Raw genomic sequence first — 20,702 nt, 5'->3', positions numbered from 1 at the left:
TTGGATTTTGTCTGGTAATTACAGCGGAGCAACTGCTGCGGCAGGCGGTATGAATCCGGCAAGAAAAAAAGTAAAGCGCAAAATACATCCTCTGTTTTCAAGAGGCGTTATGGACTTATCTTTTTTTCTGATAATAATGACGCTTCTTGTTATTGGAATTATAATGATGTTCTCAGCCAGCTATGCGTGGGCGTTAAATGAAAGCGGAGGAGAAAGCGGTACAGGATATGCCTTCCGGCAGACTATAATGGCGGTGATAGGTCTCGGAGCGCTTTGCTTTTTTTCATTTTTTGATTATCACCATTTCAGTAAACCAAAAATATCTATAGGTCTTTATGTATTGTGTCTGATAATGCTCGTGCTTGTGTTTACGCCAATGGGTATAACTCATAACGGCGCTACAAGATGGCTTAATCTGGGAATTGAATTTCAGCCGTCGGAGCTGATGAAATTTGCAATAATAATCCTGTTTTCTTATCTTATTGTTCAAAACTATAATAAAATGCAAAAATTTTCAATGGGTATTTTACCGTTTGGAATACTTTTGGGATTAGTAGTCGTTTTATTGATGAAACAGCCTCATCTTTCGTGTACAATTCTCATCTGCTGCGTAGGTGTTTGTCTCATGTTTGTCGGCGGAGTGCGCTGGAAGCATATATTTATTCTTGTGGTTTTAGGAGCTGCGGCGCTTCTGCTTATCGTATATATGAAAAGTCAGGGAGAAGACGGATTCACTTACTTTTCTAAGCGTATTCAGTCATGGATAGATCCTTTCTCGGACGCAACAGACGCTACATGGCAGACCTGTCAGTCGCTTATAGCCATAGGTTCAGGCGGACCTTTCGGACTTGGTTTGGGAGAATCGCGTCAGAAATTTATGTATCTGCCTGAAACGCAAAACGACTTTGTTTTTGCAATAGTCTGCGAGGAGCTTGGGTTTGTAGGCGCGGTAACAATAATTCTTCTTTTTGCTTTGCTTGTTATCAGGGGATTTTTTATCGCTTCTAAAGCAACCGATAAATTCGGAATGTTCCTGACGATAGGAATCACCGTTCAGATCGGAATACAGGCTTTTTTGAATATTGCCGTAGTAAGCAACCTTATTCCTAATACGGGTATAAGTCTGCCGTTTTTCAGCTATGGCGGTACGGCATTGATAATGCAGCTCGCGGAAATGGGAGTTATACTGAATGTTTCAAGGCAATCGTCGATGGAAACATAATTTTATCTGAAAGGATATAATGATATGAAGGTATTGTTAGCAGGAGGCGGTACGGGCGGTCATATTAACCCTGCGCTTGCAATTGCGTCAATTATAAAGGAGCGAAGACCTGACGCGGAATTTTTGTTTGCAGGAACTCCCAATGGAATGGAGGCAAGGCTTATTCCGGAAGCGGGCTATAATTTTGCGCCTATAAAATCAGCAGGCTTTCAGAGGAAAATTACTCTGAAAAATATAAAACGTAATTGTCAGGCTTTGTATTATTTGGCGGCGTCAGGTCCAAGGGCAAAAGCTATAATAAAAGAATTTCAGCCTGATATAGCTATAGGAACCGGAGGATACGTAAGCGGCCCGATAATCAGAATGGCGGCAAAAATGGGAGTGGCTACAGCTATTCATGAACAAAACGCTTATCCGGGAGTTACAAATAAGCTTCTGGCAAAGGAAGTCGACAAGGTTATGCTCACTGTAAAGGAAGCTCTTGATTACATGGATAATGGAGTAAATTATACTATAACAGGACTTCCCGTAAGAAAAGGCATCGCCTTAAAATCCAAATTTCAAGCTCGGCGCGAACTTGGATTTGACAACGAGCTGTGTATTCTTTCGTTCGGAGGCAGTCTCGGCGCCGGATGTATCAACGAAACTATGGCGGCAGTAATAAAGTGGCATACTGAAAACGGTCTGAAAATCAATCATATTCATGGATACGGCGGCATGGGTAAAGAATCGTTTCCGGCAGAAATGAAGAGAAACAATATACCGCTCAAAAGCAACAGACTCCGTATAACGGAGTACATAAACGATATGGATACATGTCTTGCTGCCGCAGATCTTGTTATATGCCGCGCAGGAGCTTCAACACTTGCGGAGCTTGAGGCGGCAGGCAAAGCTTCAATTCTTATACCTTCTCCTATAGTTGCAGGCAATCATCAGCTCCATAATGCGAATGTTCTTGGAAAAGCCGGAGCAGCTATAGTTATTGAGCAAAAAAACGTAACAAACAGGCTGATGATTGAAAAGGTCGGAAGCTTGTATAAAAACAGGCGGAAGCTGGAGGAGATGTCGGTCAAAGCGAGCGAACTTTCTGTCAGCGATACCGATGAGAGAATATATTCTGTTATCGAGGAGCTAATGAGTCTTAAAAAGTAGCAGTTTTCGCATCCGTGGCATAATATAAAGTAAAATGCTATCGGGTGGTGCTGTAAATGTCAGATCAGAAATTTGTAATTAAAGGAGGGACTCCTCTTAACGGCGAGCTGAAAATTCAGGGCGCTAAAAATAGTGTTCTTCCCATAATCGCCGCTTCAGTAATGTGTGGCGGAGAAACTGTAATCGAGAATTGTCCGAAAATATCGGATACCTATGCTTCTTCAAGAATACTTACTCATTTAGGCCTTCAGTGTATTATAGAAAAAAACGTGATGACGGTCAGAAATAACGGCAATAAAACAGTTGAAATTCCCGACGATCTTATGAGAGAGATGCGTTCCTCCATTATTTATATGGGCGCTCTTTTAGGGGCCTGCGGAGAATGCAGGATGTCTTTTCCCGGCGGCTGCGAGCTTGGCCCAAGACCGATAGATATGCATATTGCCGCAATGAAAAAACTCGGCGCCAAAGTGGTTGATGAATACGGTATTATAAAATGTACTGCTGAAAGAGGCCTTCACGGAGCAAGAATAAATCTTAATTATCCGTCGGTGGGGACAACAGAAAATATTATGCTTGCGGCTGTTACCGCAAAAGGTCAAACTGTTATTTCCAATGCTGCCAGAGAGCCGGAAATAATTGATCTTGCCGATTTTCTAAACCGCTGCGGAGGGAGAATAAAAGGCGCGGGCAACAGTACAATTGTTATTGACGGAGTTCAGAAATTAAGAGGATGTACATATTCTGTCATAGCCGACAGGATTGCTGCTGCAACATATATTTCCGCGGCAGCGTCAACCGGAGGTGAAATTAGCCTTACCGGAATAGATTCGTCAATCTGCGACAGTTTTCTTCCGGTTTTCGAACAAATGGGCTGTAAAATTTATGTTTACAGCGACAGATTGTATATAAATGCGTCGGGTAAATTAAAGGGCGTAAATAAAATAACCACAATGCCTCATCCGGGATTTCCGACCGACGCTCAGGCAGTCATAATGGCGGCGCTCTGCAAGGCTTACGGAAGCAGTATATTTGAAGAGAATATATTTGAAAGCAGATATAGACATGTCGACGCGCTTGTCAAGATGGGCGCTGATATTAAAGTAATAGGGAAAGCCGCAGTTGTAAACGGAGTTGAAAAGCTTTACGGAGCTAAGGTTTCTGCAACAGATTTAAGAGGGGGAGCCGCTATGGCTGTTGCAGGACTTGGAGCCGAGGGAGTCACAGAGGTAGCGGAAATACATCATATCGACAGGGGCTATGAGGATATGGAAAAAGCCTTTTCGTCCCTGGGAGGTAAAATTCAGAGGGTATGAATTTTAAAGGAAGATAAAAATGAGAGATGTTGTGAAAACTAATGTAAAAAGAGAACAAAACAGCAAGCGAAGACGAAGACGTAGACGTCATTTATCATTTTATTTTTTTCTCGTGATAATTTTAGTCGCAGGAATAGGCGTTCTGCTTTCGGTTACCTTGCTTTTCAATATAAAAAATATTGTCGTAAAAGGCGATGTGGATTATACAGACGAAGATATTATTAGAGTATCCGGAATCGGCTACGGCGATAATCTGGTAAGGCTTGATTCTAAGAAAGCGTCAGAAAGCATTCTTTCGAGTATGATATTTATAGAAAAAGCAGAAATAGATAAGCAGTATCCTGATACGCTTGTAATAAACGTTTCAAGATGTATAGCAACGGCTGATATTGAGTATGACGGAGGTTATCTCATTGTGTCCGCAAACGGTAAAATACTTGATAAATCGGACACGAGATCTGAAGAATTGCTGCTTGTCCAGGGATTTGAACCGGCCGATGAAACTCCGGGTACATACCTGAAATCTATTGACTCGCAGAAGGACGGAATTTTTTATGAATTATTCGATTCTATAAAATCCGATAACGATCATGAAATAGTTTCATTTGATATAACCGATAAATATGAAATCAGCGTAAATTACGGAAATAAGATATTTTTTGATATGGGGAATTCTAACGATATATCCTATAAGCTTGATCTTGCGGCTACTGTTTTAAACGATTTAAGCGGAGACAAAGAGGGATATATGACTATGATAGGTTCAAATCAGATTTCTTTTAGAGATAAAAGCGACGCAGAAAAGAAAAGCAGCAATAAAATACCTATAAAGGAAGAGGATATGCCTTTGACAGAAGCTGTTACAGAGCCGGATAACAGTGAAGGCGAGGATTTGTCTTCTGAAGACGTTTATGAGGATAATTATGCGGATAACGGCGAAAATTATGATATTTATGAATAATAGCCTAATTGCTGAAATAATTAATAATAAAAGCGCAAAATAAAATCAAAAAAAATTAAAATATGACTTGAAATATCCCATAAAGTATGTTAATATAATAATATGTATTGTTTATATTAGAATTACAACTTGAATTTCAGGGATGGAAATAAATTTAGGAGGAATTGTAAATGACAGACTTCAATTTTGAGGAAGCTTTCGATCCGCAGGTTAGTATTAAAGTAATTGGCGTCGGCGGCGGCGGCGGAAACGCTTTGAATTGTATGGTCGATGCGGGCGTAAAGGATATTGAGTATATCGCCGTAAACACTGACGCAAAAGCTCTTAACAGGTCAAAGGCGACAACAAAGATTCAGATAGGCGCAAAGCTGACAAAGGGAAGAGGCGCCGGAAACAGACCGGAGGTCGGAGAGCGTTCGGCGGAGGAAAACAGAGATGAAATTGAAGCTTCGCTTAAGGGCGCGGATATGGTGTTTATTACCGCCGGTATGGGAGGCGGAACAGGTACAGGCGCCGCGCCGGTTGTAGCAGGGATAGCTCAGGAAATGGGGCTTCTTACAGTTGCCGTTGTAACAAAGCCGTTTGCTTTTGAAAGAGAGCAGAAAATGCAGCAGGCTGAAAGAGGTATTGAGGAATTAAAAAAATATGTCGATTCTCTTATTGTTATTCCAAACGAAAGACTATTAGACGGTTTGGAAAAACAGCCTACAATGCTGGAATCATTTTCTTTGGCGGACGATATTCTTAAAACAGGTGTAAAAAGTATTTCTGATCTGATTACAGAGGATGGATACATAAACCTCGATTTTGCTGATGTATCCACTATTATGAAGGGCGCGGGATACGCTCATATGGCGATCGGACACGGTTCGGGCAAGGATAAGGCGGCAGAGGCCGCAAAAGCGGTTATATCAAGTCCGCTGCTTGAAACGTCTATTTCCGGTGCAAGGCGTCTGCTTATTAATATTACAATGTCAGAGGACATTATGGCATCGGACGTTGATACGGCTACAAAGATGATAACAGATACCGCTGCGGATGATGTTGAATTCATTTTCGGTACTGCGTTTAAGGAAGATATGAATGATGAAATGACTATTACAGTTATTGCGGCCGGATATGGAGACGATGTATCTGTTGCCGGAGAGGACGAGGATGTTATTCCTATAGATAATCCTTTAATAGATAATCCTAACGATAAAAAGGATACGTCCGACGACGATCTGGATGAGATTTTAAGAATGCTTGAAAAATAAATTGTATGCAGTCGTTTATACGGCTGCATTTTATTATCAAATAAAATAATTTTGCATTTTGTACAAAATACATATTGAAATGGAATATAAGATATGATATAATAGCTAATATATTATAAATGATTTTATATTGTTAGGAGTGTAAGCGCATGAAAGATTCAGTTATATTAAGAACTGCAAGAGTAGGAGGATTCAACAAGGAAGACGTATTGACATATGTTGATGAGCTTAATTCTAAAATAGATATGCTTAAGAGCGAACTTGAAAAATCGGCAAAACCTGACGCTGATGAACTTGAAAGCTATAAAAAAGAAATTGAACGATTAAAAGAGAAGATTTCTGAAACCGAATATCAGCTTGCTGAATCCGGAGCTGCTTATGATGAAATTGCAAATCAGAAAAATGCGCTTGAAAGAGAAAAAAACGAAATTTCCGAGGAAAACCTAAAGCTTAAAAGCGAGCTTGAAGCGCTGAAAAACGAAATTGAATCTGCCGGTAACAGCAAATATGAAAATTCAGGTATGTCTAATGATATTTCAGACCTTGAAAATGAAATTGAAGATCTGAAATCTCAGCTGGAAAACGCAAGACAGCAGATCTCAGAAATGTCGGGAGAAATGACAAAGCTGACCTCTGATATTTCTGAAAAAGCCAAAAGAATAGAACGACTCACCCTTGATAACGATGAGCTGCGTCTTCAGTCAGACGTCGGTTTCAGCAGTGATTTTGATATGGGCGCATTATTTGCCGAAGCGCAATCCACTGCAAAGAAAATTGTTATCGAGGCAAGGTTAGCGGCGGATAAGCTGGTTAACGACGCAAAAGCCGAATCGGAAAGGCTTGTTAAGGAAGCTGAAATCAAAGCCGAAACTGCGGAAAAAGAAGCCGGCAAAAATGCTGAATCAGTTATGAAAGCGGCGTCAAGACTCAAGGATATATTCGAAGCCGAAATGAAAACCTTAAGCTCTAAGCTGTCTGAAGCTGCAAAAGAGGCGGAAGGTATCGGAAAAAGACTGGGCGAAGAAATTGAAGAAACCAGAAGCAATATTTCAGAGAATGTACAGAATTTTCTTGACGGGGATTCAGAGGTAAATACGATTTTAAATGATTACATGATTTCATCTGAAAAACAAAATGACGAGAATTCTGAAAGCGAGCTTACGGATAATATACTAAAGCAAAGCAATTTATCAGACGACAATGAATTTGCAAACAATGAGGACGATATTTTAAGCTCCTTTGCAATAGATCCTGTTAATGACGATGAGGAGGATAAATCTCTCTCGAAGAAACAACCGACTTTGGGTTTTGATCTGGAAGATTTGGCGAAGCTTGCTGAAGAAGCTGAAAAAGATATGTAAAATATATTAAAAGGATATGATCTGATGTCAGAAATACTTAAAATTAATACGGAAGAATTAAGTAACTATACTGAGCAGCTAAATGCCGGTGATAAAATATTATTGAGCGGAATCGTTTACACTTCAAGAGATGCTGCTCACAAAAGGATTAAGGTTCTTATAGAATCGGGGGAAAAGCTGCCTTTCGAATTAAATGGTTCGGTTATATATTACGCGGGACCTACTCCTGCTCCTGAGGAACGACCTATCGGTTCATGCGGACCTACTACCTCCGGAAGAATGGATAAATTTGCACCTCAATTTCTTGATCTCGGACTATGCGGTATGATAGGGAAAGGAGAGCGCAGCAAGGAGGTCAGAGAAGCTATAATCAGAAATAAAGCCGTTTATCTTTGCGCTGTAGGTGGCGCCGGCGCTCTTGCCGCGCACTGTATAAAAAATTGCGAGGTTATAGCTTTTGAGGATCTGGGATGTGAATCGGTTAAAAGACTTTTTATAGAAGACTTTCCTCTGATTGTCGCAAATGACTGCAAAGGAGGGGATATTTTTTCGGAGGGCAGAAAAAAATACTGCCATATTTAAAATTATATGGTAAATATTTACTAAATATTAGTGCTGGTTTATAGTAAATTTGACAATTTCAAAAATATAGTAATTTTTTTGAAAAAATAGCTTGACAAAAACGAATTTATCGTTTATTATTAATAATACAAAATGTATTGTTCCATTTTAATTTCATGAAACATTAGTTTAGAATAATAAGCTTTATATTAAATCATGATGTTAGTCGGAATAAAATGTATATAGAATGAATCTGTTTATTGGAAATAACCAGCAGCCTGATAATAGTTCTTTTGCTAAGCTTGTCTGAGCATTCGGATTGTTTTTATTTTCGCAGTATGAGGTTTGATCAGGATTTTATCAGCATAGTTATTTTGGATGGCAAATTTTATGGTCGAGGCAGTTTTTAGTTCTATTGTTTATAGGTGGCCAGGTAGCTTAATTCCAGAGCGTTGTTTAACAAAGGTGTCGGTGTGAATCCGTCCGGGGTCCAAAATACTAAAGCGAGGTAAAAGAAATGTACGAAGATAAGACATTGGTATGCAAGGAATGCGGTAACGAATTTGTGTTTACAGCAGGTGAACAGGAATTCTATGCGGAAAAGGGTTTTGTAAATGAGCCTCAGAGATGCAAGTCATGCAGAGATGCCAGAAAGAACTCTACAAAGTCTGAAAGAGAAATGTACGTTGCTACATGCGCGTCATGCGGCGGCGAGGCTAAGGTTCCTTTTAAGCCTAGAGAAGACCGTGCGGTATATTGCAGCGAATGTTTCGCAAAAATGAGGGAAGAAGCTTAATTTAAAATTCCTGTAAAATGCAGCCGCATGGCTGCATTTTATTTTTCCATGTATATATAAGCCGTTGAGGCAGATAATTATAAAAAAACCGGAGGTATTAAAAATGGATTATCAGGTAAATAAGAATACTATAATAGGCGATATTTTAGATAAGGATGGCGATGTGGCGCCATTTTTTCTTGAAATAGGAATGCACTGTCTCGGCTGTCCGGCTTCAAGAGGTGAAACCATTGAAGAAGCCTGCGAAGTTCACGGAACGGATGCGGACGAATTGGTTGAAAAGCTTAATAAGTATTTTTCAGAAAAATAATTATAATGGCGGACAATTATGTCCGCCGTTGTTATGTTAAGGATAAGGATTAATTTTTATGATAACGCTCGACGAACGTCTTAAGGCCTGCGCAGAATATGTTTCCGGAAAAGGTACGGTTTGTGATGTCGGTACCGACCATGCATATCTGCCGGCTTATTTGATTTTATCAGAAAAATGCAGAAATGCCGTAGCCAGTGATATTAACGACGGTCCTCTTGAATTTGCGGAGCAGACTTTAAATAAATATAAATTATCTGATAAAATTAAGCTTGTGAAATCGGACGGTTTAAAAAATATAAGCCCGGAGAATGTAAGCGATGTGATAATAGCCGGAATGGGCGGCGAGACTATATCTGATATATTGGCGGAAGCGGAATGGCTGAGAAACGGAGTCAATCTTATACTTCAGCCTATGACTCGCGCACAGGGTTTAAGAAAATGGCTTTATAAAAACGGATATGAAATAATTTCTGAAAGGGCGGTTAGTCATGATAGGTTTAATTATACCGTGATAAACGCCTCATACTGCGGGTATAGATTCAATATAGGATCGGTGGCGGAAAATATAGGAAAAATAAATTATTCTGATAAAGATGGAAAGCTATATGTTTTAAAGCAGATTGAAAAGATGCAAAAAATAAAGTCGGGACTTGATATGGCGGGAAAATCTGACGAAGCGTATGAATTCAATAAAACTGCCATTTCTTTAATAAATATATTGGAGGGAAAAATGAATAAGGTTTCAGAGATATATAATTACATAGATAATATAGCTCCGTTTAATACTCAATCCAAATGGGATAATTCAGGACTTATTACAGGTTCCTTGAACAGTTCGGTAAGCAAGGTTCTGGTAACTCTGGATATAACTGCCGAATGTGCGGACGAAGCCGACCGTATAGGCGCTGATCTTGTTATATCTCATCATCCCGTTATTTTTCATCCCTTGAAAAGAATCTCTGAGGACGAGCCGTCATTCAGACTTATGAAAAATGGGATTTCAGCAATATGTGTTCATACGCCGTTTGATATGGCGGAAGGCGGTATGAACGACGCTTTAATTGAACTGCTCGGATTTGAAAAAACCGACGGCATTCTGGAGACCGAACGCTATGGCGAAAGACCGATTGGTTTCGGAAGCTTCTGCATAGCTGATACTGAATATTCATCGGAAAGATTAGCCGAAAAGCTTAGAGATACCTTCGGCTGCAAAATCGTTAAATATAACAAATGCAAAAAAAATATTGAAAAGCTTGCCGTTTGTACGGGAAGCGGAGGGGACTTTATCGAAAAAGCGGCGTTAATGGGCGCCGACGGCTATATTACGTCAGAGGTACATCATGATAAGTGGCTGCTTGCCGAACGGCTTGACATAGCTGTTTTTGACTGCGGACATTATCATACAGAAAACCCGGGAATGATAAAGCTTTGCAAAATGCTTTCAGCAGACTTTCCGAACATAGAATTTATTATGTCTGAGACAAATAAGGATCCTGTAGAATATGTATATTAAAAGCATATTTTCTTGTCCCGTATGCGGGAAGGAATTGAAATTTGATGAAAGGTCATATAAATGCGAATCCGGACATTGCTTTGACCGTTCCAAAAGCGGTTATGTTAATTTGCTTACTTCAGATAAAATGCATTCTAAGCTGCCGGGTGATAATAAGCTTATGGTAAGAGCGCGAAGGAGCTTTCTTCAGAAAGGATATTATTCTTATCTGGCGGAAAGCTTAAGCAGCATTATTTGCAGACATGCGGAAAATGGGATTTCACTTATAGACGCCGGATGCGGCGAGGGATATTATACAGAAGAGATTTTCAGGTCGTTGAGAGAAAACAATATTAAGGCTCGCCTGGGAGGATTAGACATATCAAAAAGCGCTGTCGACCTTGCGGCAAAAAGAAAACAGGAAAATATAGAGTATGCCGTATCAAGCGTTTTTCATATACCTGCCGCGGATAAAAGCATAGATATTTCATTATCAGTATTTTCTCCTATTTGTCTTGAAGAATTTTATCGTATTCTCAGAAAAAACGGTCTTTTTTATATGGTAATTCCTGATACAATGCATTTATGGGAGCTAAAAAGCGTTATATATGATCGTCCTTATGAAAATCAAGTTAAAGATTATTTATTGAAGGGCTTTGATTTAATTAAAGCTTATGATTTACCGCAGAGAAAAATTTGCCTTGAAAGCAATGAAGATATAATGAATCTTTTCAGTATGACTCCATATTATTATAATACGAGTAAGGCTGATAAGGAAAAATTGAAGGATCTGAACTTTCTTGAAACAGTTACGCAATTTAAAATATTGGTTTATATGAAAAAAGGAGAATGCTAATGGCACTGGACGGCGCTTATTTGTATACGGTTAAACAGGAGCTAAAGGATTTGATAAGGGGACGTATAGATAAAATTTATCAGCCGTCGAAAGATGAAATAATAATATCCATCAGAACGGTAAAAGGAACCTTTAAGTTATTGATTTCTGCGTCTGCAAGCAGCGCAAGAGTTCATATTACTACGGCACAGGTTGAAAATCCGATGTCGCCTCCGATGTTTTGTATGCTTTTGAGAAAACGGCTTGGGGGCGGAAAGCTTATAGACGTACGTCAGGATGGACTTGAAAGAATATTATTTTTAGATTTTAATTGTATAAACGAGCTTGGCGATCCTTCAGTTATAACTCTTGCCTGTGAAATAATGGGGAAATACTCAAACCTTATAGCTGTAAACAGCGACGGTAAAATTATTGACAGCATAAAACGGGTTGATGAATGTATGTCGAGAGAACGTCTTGTGCTTCCTGGTATAGCTTATGAAATGCCGCCGAGGGATAATCGTATTTCATTTGTTGACGCAGATGAAACTCGGATCAGAGCTGCTGTTGAGGATATGAAACCGGCTGAGCTTTCTAAGGCAATTATCAGAGCTTTTGAAGGAGTATCTCCTGTTTTGGCAAGGGAGTGGGCGTATTATACCACGAGAGGAATCGAGACTCGCTCGGACGAACTGAGCAATGATATGAAGGACAGGCTTGTATTTGCGATTATGCAGACTAAACGGTCTCTTTTGACCGAAAATAATTGCTATACTGTTGTTTCGGGAAGGGATGGTTCGTTAAAGGATTTTTCCTTTATTAAGCTATCGCAGTACGGTTCTCTTATGGTGACAAAGGAATTTTCATCTGCAAGCGAGCTGCTTGATTATTTTTATTTTCAGCGTGATAAAACAGTAAGGCTCAAGCAGCGTGCAAACGATCTTTTCAAGTTCCTTGCCAATACTTCCGAGAGAATAACCAAGAGACTGGCCGCTCAGCAGGAAGAACTGAAAAACTGTGAGAAAAAAGATCAGATGAAGCTTATGGGAAATCTAATATCTGCAAATATCTATCGGCTGAAAAAAGGCGACGAACGCGTCAAGCTGGAAAATTTTTATGACGAAAGGTTTTCGCAGATAGAAATAAAGCTTGATCCAAGGCTTACTCCGTCACAAAATGCTCAGAAGTATTATTCCAATTACAGAAAATCTATGACTGCCGAAAAAAAACTTGCGGAGCAGATAAGAATCGGAGAGGAAGAACTTAAATATATTGACAGCGTTTTTGAATCGCTGTCAAGAGCGGAAAGTGAAATAGAGATAAACGAACTCAGATTGGAGCTTGCGGAACAGGGGTATATACGTTCAAACAGGCTCAGGGGCAAGCCGGTTAAAAGTACGGAACCTTATGAGTATATATCCAGCGACGGATTTAAAATTCTTGCCGGACGGAATAATAAGCAGAATGATAAGCTGACCTTGAAAACTGCCGCTAAACAGGATATTTGGCTTCATACCCATAATATTGCCGGCTCTCACGTTATAATTGTTACCAACGGGGAAACTCCGCCGGAAACGACGATTAAAGAGGCGGCCGTTATTGCAGCTTTAAAAAGTAAAGCAAAGGATTCATCACAGGTTCCGGTGGATTATTGTTTAAGGAAGTTTGTAAAAAAGCCGGTCGGAGCAAAGCCGGGTATGGTAATATTTATAAATAATAAGACGGTATATGTCAGCCCTGATGAAAATCTTGCAGAAAGGTTAAAAAAATGATATTGCAAAATGATTTTTTTGATAAGGACTGCCTAAAGCTTGCGCCTGATCTTGTTGGCAAAATATTAGTCAGGCGGCTTGAAAACGGCGAGGAATTACGCGTAAGAATTACTGAAACTGAAGCCTACAGAGGGACTGAGGACAAGGCCTGCCATGCCTCAAAGGGAAGAACGCCGCGGACGGAGCTGCTTTATCGTGAAAGCGGAGTGATTTATGTGTATCTCTGCTATGGCGTTCATTGGCTTATGAACATAATAAGCGGAAAAAAGGAACAGCCTCAGGGAGTTCTTTTCAGAGCCGGGGAAAACTTGAACGGTCCTGCTAAGCTTACTAAATATCTTTCGGTAGATAAATCATTCAATGGAGAAAGCTTTTCCGGTAATCCTAGGATAAGAATTGAAGATGACGGCAAACGTTATAAAATAAGAACGGATAAGCGCGTAGGTATTGATTATGCAGGTGAAGAATGGGCTTCAAAGCCCTGGAGATTTATTCTTGACGCTGAGATTGAAGGTGAAGAAAACGCTGTTCAGGTTTGATTTGAAAACTCCGGCTGAAAACTTTATCGACATAACGTCAAAGGTTATGGACGCGGTTAAAGAAAGCTGTATATTAAATGGAATATGCGTAATATACTGTCCTCATACTACGGCCGGTATTACAATTAATGAAAACGCGGATCCTGACGTAGTGTCCGATCTCTTATACGCTATGAATATCACATATCCTGACCGAGAACGGTTTAGGCATTCGGAGGGTAATACGTCGGCGCATCTGAAAGCTTTGGTTACAGGAAACAGTGTTAATGTAATAATAGCTGACGGCAAGCTGTTGCTTGGAATGTGGCAGGGAATATATTTCTGCGAATACGACGGACCGAGAAACAGGCAATTTTATGTTAAGATAATTGGTGATGAATAATGACGGAAAATTTACAGAAGGTTTTTGATAAAAGCAGTAAAATCGTATTTTTCGGAGGCGCCGGTGTTTCTACGGAGAGCGGTATTCCGGATTTCAGGAGCGTTGACGGACTTTATAATCAGAAATATGATTATCCTCCGGAAACGATATTAAGTCATGATTTTTTTATGACCGAAACCGAGGAATTTTTCAGGTTTTACCGTGATAAGATGATATGGCCCGGCGCGCTGCCTAATAAGGCGCATATTAAGCTTTCGGAGCTTGAAAGGATCGGAAAACTTAAAGCCGTGGTAACTCAGAATATTGACGGCCTTCATCAGGCGGCAGGTAGTAAAAAGGTTTATGAGCTTCATGGCAGCGTTCTGCGTAATTATTGTATGAAATGCAATAGATTTTATGATGCGGATTTTATACGAAAATGTTCCGGTATTCCTCGATGTACCTGCGGAGGTATAATTAAACCCGACGTAGTTTTATATCAGGAGGGACTTAGCGACAGCGTTATAAACGGGGCCGTAACGTCGATAAAAGAAGCGGATCTTCTTATTGTCGGAGGTACATCGCTGAATGTCTATCCTGCCGCGGGCTTGATTAAGTATAGAAGCAAGGATTGTTTTCTGCTGCTTATAAACCTTACGGAAACACCGGCGGATTCCTTTGCGGATATGGTTATACACGATAGTATCGGAAAGATTATGGGAAGTATAATGTCAGGATAACGGGAGGCTGTTTTATGAAAGCTGTAGTTCAGAGAGTAAGCGGCGCGTCAGTGACGGTAGACGGAGAAATAAAAGGAAAAATAGGAAAAGGGTTTTTGGTTTTTCTCGGCGTAGGTAAAAAAGATTCAGAGCTTAATGCGGAGAGGCTTGCAAATAAAATTATAAAAATGAGGATTTTTTCAGATGAGAACGATAAAATAAATTTATCATTAAACGATGTAGGAGGCTCTTTGCTTGTAATATCGCAGTTTACACTGTATGCCGACTGCCGAAAGGGAAACAGACCTAATTTCATTAACGCCGGAAATCCTGAAACGGCTGAAAAGCTTTATGAATATTTTATCGGAATATGCGGAAAATATATTCCTGTAGTAGAAAAAGGCGTTTTCGGAGCTGATATGAAAGTGGAGCTGGAAAACGACGGGCCGTTTACAGTAGTACTTGACGATATTTGAAATATTTAGCTGAATATGATTTAATCCCTTTCGGATGGCAATAATAAATCCGGGAGGGTTTTATTATGTATAAACGTATGATTGCGCTTGGCTGCATTTTTTTATTTTCATTTTCAATATTGTATATGAGAATTTTCTGGATAGTGAGCAATCCGACTTATCAGGCCGCCGGACAGGCTCAGGGTACTTATACTCTGACAGCAGGTCATACCTTCGGTAATATTTACGACAGAAGCTATAATCTTCTGGTCAATGATACCAGCACATATTATGCCGTCATAAATCCTACCTCCGAGGCCGCGGAGGAGATTCTGCCTTATGTTAAGGATCTTGAAAGCTATCACAGCAGTTTGGTGTATGGTAAGCCGTTTGTATGCGAGGTGACAAAAAAGGATTTTGAATGCGGCGATATAACGGTTTTTGATGTTCCCGTCCGAAACAGGGAAAATCAGCTTGCACAGCATGTTATAGGGTATTTAAGCGACGGCGAGGGAGTGTCCGGAATCGAGGCTGCTTATAATGATTATCTTAGATCGTGCGTTTCTGAAAATACTGTAACTTACAGTGTGGACGGCAGAGGAAGCGTAATGGACGGACTTGGCAGGGATATTTCTGAGAACGGTCCCATGACGGAAGGAGTGGTTCTCACTATTGATAAATATATACAGGCAATATGCGAGCTTGCGGGCGGCAGAATGAAAAAGGGAGCCGTAGTTGTAATGGATATTTACTCAGGGGAAATTCTGGGTATGGCGAGTTTTCCGACATACAGCGCCGATACCTTGTCCGAGGCGGTAAACGATAAAGATTCTCCACTTATTAACCGCTGTCTTTATTCATATAATGTAGGCTCGATTTTTAAGCTTGTGACATCGCTTGCCGCCTTTGAACAAGGAATTGAAGAAAGCTTTTCATATAATTGTACCGGATCTACCGAAATCGGAGGGCAGCTATTTAAATGCCATGACTTGAGCGGACACGGTGTTCTTGATATGACGGAAGCGGCGGCGGAATCATGCAATACCTATTATATAGAGCTTTCTAAGCATATAGACAGCCGTCTTTTGATAGAAACTGCTCAGAGAATGGGATTCGGAAGAAGTATTCCTCTTGCGTTGGGAATGACTGTTTCCGGCGGAAGCCTTCAGACTGAGGAGGACCTGAGCCTGCCGGCAGAAAAGGCCAACATGTCGTTCGGGCAGGGAAAGCTTACGGCGTCTCCGGTGCAGATATGCGCTTTTACAGCCGCGATAGCAAATGAAGGAAGGTTGTATGTTCCAAGCTTGGTAAAGGGTATAACTCATGACGGCAAAACAGTTTCAAATCAGGAAGAAGCTAAATATACGGACGTTTTTGACCGTAAAACGGCGTTTCGTCTTCAGGATCTGATGATTGCCGCTGTTGATTTGAATACAGATTCCAACGCCAGACCGTCGAATACTCATGCGGCAGGTAAGACGTCGACCGCTCAGACAGGCAGATTTGACGAGGACGGAGAAGAAATATGTCATGGCTGGATAACCGGCTTTTTTCCACTTAGCAGTCCGAGGTACGCTGTAACTGTTTTGTGCGAGGACGGCGGATACGGAAACGAATGTGCGGCTCCGGTTTTTAAGGAAATTGCAGAGAGAATTACTGATATTTACGGATAAAAATTTATTCTTTCTTTTTATAAAATTTTACGGAATTTTAAGAAAAAAAGATTGACTTTTTCCGTATATTTGGTATAATATTAGAAGAATATTGTTTTGGGCTGTGACAGGAATAATTGCATGGATTATACTTCAGAGAAAAAGCGGTCGGTGCGAGCTTTTGTATAAAATGCAAGTGCTACCCTTGAGCTTTCCGCTGAAAAGCGGACGTTTTTTCCGCGTTAAGGAAAACAAAAGGAAAGCTTTATGCTTTTGAATTTTGGGTGGTACCACGAGCCTTCGTCCCATTACTGCGGACGAGGGCTTTTATTTCAGTTAAAGCAATAAAATATAATGATTGGAGAGCGTATATATGAAATGGCGTGGAGTCAATGAACTCAGAGAAATGTATCTTTCATTTTTTGAAAGTAAGAATCATACAAGAATGGCAAGCGCGTCCCTGATTCCGCAGGGGGACAACAGTCTTTTGCTGATAAATTCAGGCATGGCGCCTTTAAAGAAATTTTTTCTCGGACAGGCTGTTCCTCCTAATAAAAGAGTAACGACTTGTCAGAAGTGTATCAGAACTCCCGATATAGAAAGAGTAGGCAAAACCTCAAGACACGGTACATATTTTGAGATGCTCGGTAATTTTTCTTTCGGAGACTATTTTAAGATAGAAGCTATTGAATGGGCGTGGGAATTTTTTACTAAATCGCTTGAGCTTCCTGTTGAAAAGCTATATGTGTCTGTATACGAGGATGACGACGAAGCATATGATCTCTGGACAAAGCGTATAGGCGTTGCGCCGGATCATATGACAAGGCTTGGCAAAGAGGATAATTTCTGGGAACATGGCTCCGGACCTTGCGGACCTTGTTCTGAGATATATTTTGACAGAGGAGACGAACATGGCTGCGGCTCTCCTGACTGTAAGGTTGGCTGTGACTGCGATAGGTTTGTTGAAGTCTGGAATCTTGTTTTCAGCCAGTTTGACAGCGATGGAAAGGGAAATTATGCCCTTATGGAGCATCCTAATATTGACACCGGTATGGGACTTGAAAGACTTGCATGTGTGATTCAGGGAGTCGATAACCTTTTTGAAGTTGATACCGTTAAAAATATTATGAATAAAATATGTGAAATAGCTGGCGTAAGGTATAAAGAAAATGAAAGTACAGATGTTTCGCTCCGTGTTATAACTGATCACATAAGAAGTACTACATTTATGGTGGGAGACGGAATTACTCCGGCTAACGAGGGAAGAGGCTATGTATTAAAAAGGCTTCTTAGAAGAGCGGCAAGGCATGGAAAAATGCTCGGCGTCAGCGATCCTTTTTTGTATAAGGTATGCGATACTGTAATTGATGAAAATAAAACGGCTTATCCGGAGCTTGAAGAAAAGCGCGAGCTTATAAAAACTATTATAAAGCATGAAGAGGAAGGCTTTGCAAAGACAATTGATAAGGGAACGGAGCTTTTGAATCATTTTATTGATAAAATTTCCGCGAATGAAATTAAGAACGTATTGTCAGGGGACGACGCCTTTAAGTTAAGTGATACCTACGGTTTTCCTCTTGATCTTACTAAGGAAATTGCAGCCGAAAAGGGTATTTCTGTAGATGAGGAACGTTTCAGGGAATGCATGGAAGAGCAGAAGCGGAAGGCAAGAAGCGACCGTGCTTCAAAGATTAAAACCTCGTGGAACGATGACAACGCCGCGTTCATAGAAGTTCCGGCTACTGAGTTTACCGGTTATACTAGATTTAAGCAGGACGCAAGAATACTTGAGATTTTTGTCGACGGCAAGCCGTCTGATAGCGTCTCTGAGGGACAGGAAGCTGTAGTTATTTTAGACAGCACGCCGTTTTATGCTGAAAGCGGTGGACAGGCTGCCGACACCGGAGAGCTGAGCGCTGAAGGAGCGTCGTTTTCAGTTTACAATACAACTAAAACTGAAAGCGGACATTTTCTTCATTTCGGTACGGTTGAGCAGGGAAATCTTAATAAAAATGATATGATCTTTGCGGAAATTGACGTTGAAAAAAGAATGTCTGCGGCAAGAAATCATACTGCTGCACATCTTTTGCAGGCAGCCTTACGAAAGGTGCTTGGAGAACACGTACATCAGGCGGGACAGCTTGTAAACGCTGAAAGATGCAGATTTGACTTTTCGCATTTCAGCGCCGTTACTGCTGAAGAACTGTTTAGGATTGAAAATATAGTCAACGATGAAATTCTCCACAGTATTGAAGTGGTTACAAAGGAAATGCCGATAGACGAGGCAAAAAAGCTCGGAGCAACGGCTCTTTTCGGCGAGAAATACGGAGATATTGTAAGAGTTGTGAATATAGGAGGAGAATCTATTGAATTTTGCGGCGGAACGCATGTTAAAAATACATCAAATATAGGTCTTTTTAAGATTGTTTCTGAAAATTCAGTAGCGTCCGGAATCAGACGAATCGAAGCTGTTACAGGCAACGGAGTGCTTGAGCTTATGAATGGATTTAGGAGTACCTTATCCGAGGTTTCAGCGGTACTTAAAATTGCCAATCCGGCTAAGCTTGCCGAACGCTGTAGAACCTTAACGGAAGAGCTGAAGGAAAAGGATAAGCAGATACAGAAGCTTAGTCAGCAGCTTGCCGGTAATCAGCTCGGAGATATGTTCAAGGACGCTAAGGAAATTAACGGTATAAAGATTATATCTGCAATGCTCAATGGAACGAAGCCGGATATGCTCAGACAGCTTGGAGATAAGGTTAGGGAGCAGACTCAGGACGTTGTAGCCGTGTTTGCCGGTGTAACCGATGAAAAAGGTACTCTTTACTGCGTATGCGGCAAAAGCGCAGTTGAAAAAGGCGCTCATGCAGGAAAAATTATTCAGAGAATAGCAGCCATTACAGGAGGAAAGGGCGGCGGACGTCCAGACAGCGCAATGGCAGGCATAGGAAAAAATTATATGATTGATGAGGCGCTTAATTCTCTTGAAAGCATTACTAACGAATTTTTAAAATAGATCAGAGGTATTTTATGATGGATTGTTTATTTTGCAGGATAATTGCAGGGGAAATTCCCAGCGATAAGGTTTTTGAGGACGACATGGTGTATGCGTTTAAGGATATAGAACCGGTAGCCCCGGTTCACTATCTTATTGTGCCGAAGGTTCATATTTCAGGAGCGTCTGAAATAAACTCTCAGAATTCTGAATATGTAGCTCACATATTTGAGGTCGCTGCGCAGATAGCTGAAAAGGAAGGCTTTTCAGATGGATACAGGGTTATAACTAACTGCGGAGATGACGCCGGACAAAGCGTTCATCATCTTCATTTTCATGTACTGGCAGGAAAGAAAATGGGCTGGAGCGCTGACAGCGCCGTATAAACTGATGGGGGAAAAATATGGAATATTATACACTTAACATCGCCGGACTGAAAAGAGAGTTGCCGCTCTGTCCGATTAACGATAAGCTTAATATTGCCGCGTTTATTATGTTTTCCGATGTGGAGCTGACCATTGCGTGCGCTGAGGAACTATTAAAAAGAGTACCGGATTTCGATATAATTGTTACCGCTGAAAGCAAAGGTATTCCTTTGGGTTATGAGCTTTCAAGACAGAGCGGAAAAAAGTACATAGTCGCGAGAAAATCAGTTAAGCTTTATATGAAAAATCCGGTGGCTGTCGAGGTTAAGTCGATTACGACGGACGGAAGGCAGACTCTTTATCTTGATGAAAATGATATGCGAGAGCTTAAGGGAAAAAGAGTGCTTATTGCGGACGATGTAATCAGTACAGGAGAATCCCTGCATTCACTTGTCGAGCTTGCGGAAAGAGCAGGCGGAAATATAGTATGTAAATCGGCGGTGCTTGCCGAAGGAGACGCGGCGGACAGAAACGATATAATTTTCCTTGAAAAACTTCCGCTGTTTTTCAAATAAGCTT

Annotated in this window: 20 protein-coding genes and 1 other annotated feature; all 20 genes read left to right on the top strand. The window is 40.7% G+C overall.

What is annotated here, in order from left to right; translation table 11 throughout:
- The first annotated feature begins 7 nt into the window (after window positions 1-7).
- Window positions 8-1,222 (top strand): FtsW/RodA/SpoVE family cell cycle protein, encoded by a 1,215-nt coding sequence (locus ACYQ0N_RS09980; protein ID WP_460162576.1) that lies wholly within the window; start codon window positions 8-10, stop codon window positions 1,220-1,222.
- A 24-nt stretch (window positions 1,223-1,246) separates the two neighbouring features.
- Entirely contained in the window at window positions 1,247-2,374 is a 1,128-nt protein-coding gene (murG, locus tag ACYQ0N_RS09975; RefSeq protein ID WP_460162575.1) for an undecaprenyldiphospho-muramoylpentapeptide beta-N-acetylglucosaminyltransferase, read from the top strand.
- A gap of 56 nt (window positions 2,375-2,430) precedes the next feature.
- Window positions 2,431-3,690 carry a UDP-N-acetylglucosamine 1-carboxyvinyltransferase gene (murA, locus tag ACYQ0N_RS09970; protein WP_460162574.1) on the top strand — a complete coding sequence of 420 codons (1,260 nt, stop codon included), beginning with the start codon at window positions 2,431-2,433 and terminating at the stop codon, window positions 3,688-3,690.
- Between the two features lie 19 nt (window positions 3,691-3,709).
- Complete coding sequence (locus tag ACYQ0N_RS09965; RefSeq protein WP_177533315.1) at window positions 3,710-4,651, top strand: cell division protein FtsQ/DivIB; 942 nt, start codon at window positions 3,710-3,712, stop codon at window positions 4,649-4,651.
- A 170-nt stretch (window positions 4,652-4,821) separates the two neighbouring features.
- Complete coding sequence (gene ftsZ / locus ACYQ0N_RS09960) at window positions 4,822-5,907, top strand: cell division protein FtsZ (protein ID WP_177533316.1); 1,086 nt, start codon at window positions 4,822-4,824, stop codon at window positions 5,905-5,907.
- Between the two features lie 149 nt (window positions 5,908-6,056).
- Window positions 6,057-7,268, top strand: coding sequence for a coiled-coil domain-containing protein (locus tag ACYQ0N_RS09955; protein WP_177533317.1), 1,212 nt, complete (start codon window positions 6,057-6,059; stop codon window positions 7,266-7,268).
- Between the two features lie 24 nt (window positions 7,269-7,292).
- Window positions 7,293-7,850, top strand: coding sequence for a FumA C-terminus/TtdB family hydratase beta subunit (locus ACYQ0N_RS09950; protein ID WP_177533318.1), 558 nt, complete (start codon window positions 7,293-7,295; stop codon window positions 7,848-7,850).
- Between the two features lie 496 nt (window positions 7,851-8,346).
- Window positions 8,347-8,625 carry a zinc-ribbon domain containing protein gene (locus tag ACYQ0N_RS09945; RefSeq protein ID WP_177533319.1) on the top strand — a complete coding sequence of 93 codons (279 nt, stop codon included), beginning with the start codon at window positions 8,347-8,349 and terminating at the stop codon, window positions 8,623-8,625.
- Between the two features lie 103 nt (window positions 8,626-8,728).
- On the top strand, window positions 8,729-8,935 hold the full coding sequence (locus ACYQ0N_RS09940) for a DUF1858 domain-containing protein (RefSeq protein WP_177533320.1): 207 nt from the start codon (window positions 8,729-8,731) through the stop codon (window positions 8,933-8,935).
- A gap of 58 nt (window positions 8,936-8,993) precedes the next feature.
- The gene (locus tag ACYQ0N_RS09935) at window positions 8,994-10,451 is read left to right on the top strand and encodes a Nif3-like dinuclear metal center hexameric protein (RefSeq protein ID WP_460162573.1); all 1,458 of its coding nucleotides are present in this window, start codon (window positions 8,994-8,996) and stop codon (window positions 10,449-10,451) included.
- Window positions 10,441-11,286: a putative RNA methyltransferase gene (locus ACYQ0N_RS09930; protein ID WP_460162572.1), complete on the top strand. Its 846-nt coding sequence runs from the start codon at window positions 10,441-10,443 to the stop codon at window positions 11,284-11,286. The genes ACYQ0N_RS09935 and ACYQ0N_RS09930 overlap by 11 nt, the downstream gene beginning before the upstream one ends.
- Window positions 11,286-13,037, top strand: a complete 1,752-nt coding sequence (locus ACYQ0N_RS09925) for an Rqc2 family fibronectin-binding protein (RefSeq protein ID WP_460162571.1) — start codon at window positions 11,286-11,288, stop codon at window positions 13,035-13,037. The genes ACYQ0N_RS09930 and ACYQ0N_RS09925 overlap by 1 nt, the downstream gene beginning before the upstream one ends.
- Entirely contained in the window at window positions 13,034-13,576 is a 543-nt protein-coding gene (locus ACYQ0N_RS09920) for a DNA-3-methyladenine glycosylase (RefSeq protein ID WP_460162570.1), read from the top strand. The genes ACYQ0N_RS09925 and ACYQ0N_RS09920 overlap by 4 nt, the downstream gene beginning before the upstream one ends.
- Entirely contained in the window at window positions 13,551-13,958 is a 408-nt protein-coding gene (locus ACYQ0N_RS09915) for a secondary thiamine-phosphate synthase enzyme YjbQ (RefSeq protein ID WP_460162569.1), read from the top strand. The genes ACYQ0N_RS09920 and ACYQ0N_RS09915 overlap by 26 nt, the downstream gene beginning before the upstream one ends.
- Window positions 13,958-14,677: an NAD-dependent protein deacylase gene (locus ACYQ0N_RS09910; RefSeq protein ID WP_177533326.1), complete on the top strand. Its 720-nt coding sequence runs from the start codon at window positions 13,958-13,960 to the stop codon at window positions 14,675-14,677. Before ACYQ0N_RS09915 ends, ACYQ0N_RS09910 begins: the two co-directional genes overlap by 1 nt.
- Window positions 14,678-14,691: 14 nt before the next feature.
- A complete protein-coding gene (gene dtd / locus ACYQ0N_RS09905; protein WP_460162568.1) occupies window positions 14,692-15,132 on the top strand; it encodes a D-aminoacyl-tRNA deacylase in 441 nt (146 codons plus the stop codon).
- A 65-nt stretch (window positions 15,133-15,197) separates the two neighbouring features.
- Window positions 15,198-16,784, top strand: coding sequence for a peptidoglycan D,D-transpeptidase FtsI family protein (locus ACYQ0N_RS09900; RefSeq protein WP_460162567.1), 1,587 nt, complete (start codon window positions 15,198-15,200; stop codon window positions 16,782-16,784).
- A gap of 94 nt (window positions 16,785-16,878) precedes the next feature.
- Window positions 16,879-17,074: a binding site (T-box leader), on the top strand.
- A gap of 62 nt (window positions 17,075-17,136) precedes the next feature.
- Complete coding sequence (gene alaS / locus ACYQ0N_RS09895) at window positions 17,137-19,779, top strand: alanine--tRNA ligase (RefSeq protein WP_460162566.1); 2,643 nt, start codon at window positions 17,137-17,139, stop codon at window positions 19,777-19,779.
- A 14-nt stretch (window positions 19,780-19,793) separates the two neighbouring features.
- On the top strand, window positions 19,794-20,144 hold the full coding sequence (locus tag ACYQ0N_RS09890) for a histidine triad nucleotide-binding protein (RefSeq protein WP_460162565.1): 351 nt from the start codon (window positions 19,794-19,796) through the stop codon (window positions 20,142-20,144).
- A 17-nt stretch (window positions 20,145-20,161) separates the two neighbouring features.
- Entirely contained in the window at window positions 20,162-20,698 is a 537-nt protein-coding gene (locus tag ACYQ0N_RS09885; RefSeq protein WP_177533330.1) for a phosphoribosyltransferase family protein, read from the top strand.
- Window positions 20,699-20,702 lie beyond the last annotated feature (4 nt).

This window comes from Ruminococcus sporogenes, from assembly GCF_054655175.1.
This window is presented reverse-complemented; position numbering and strand designations above follow the sequence as displayed.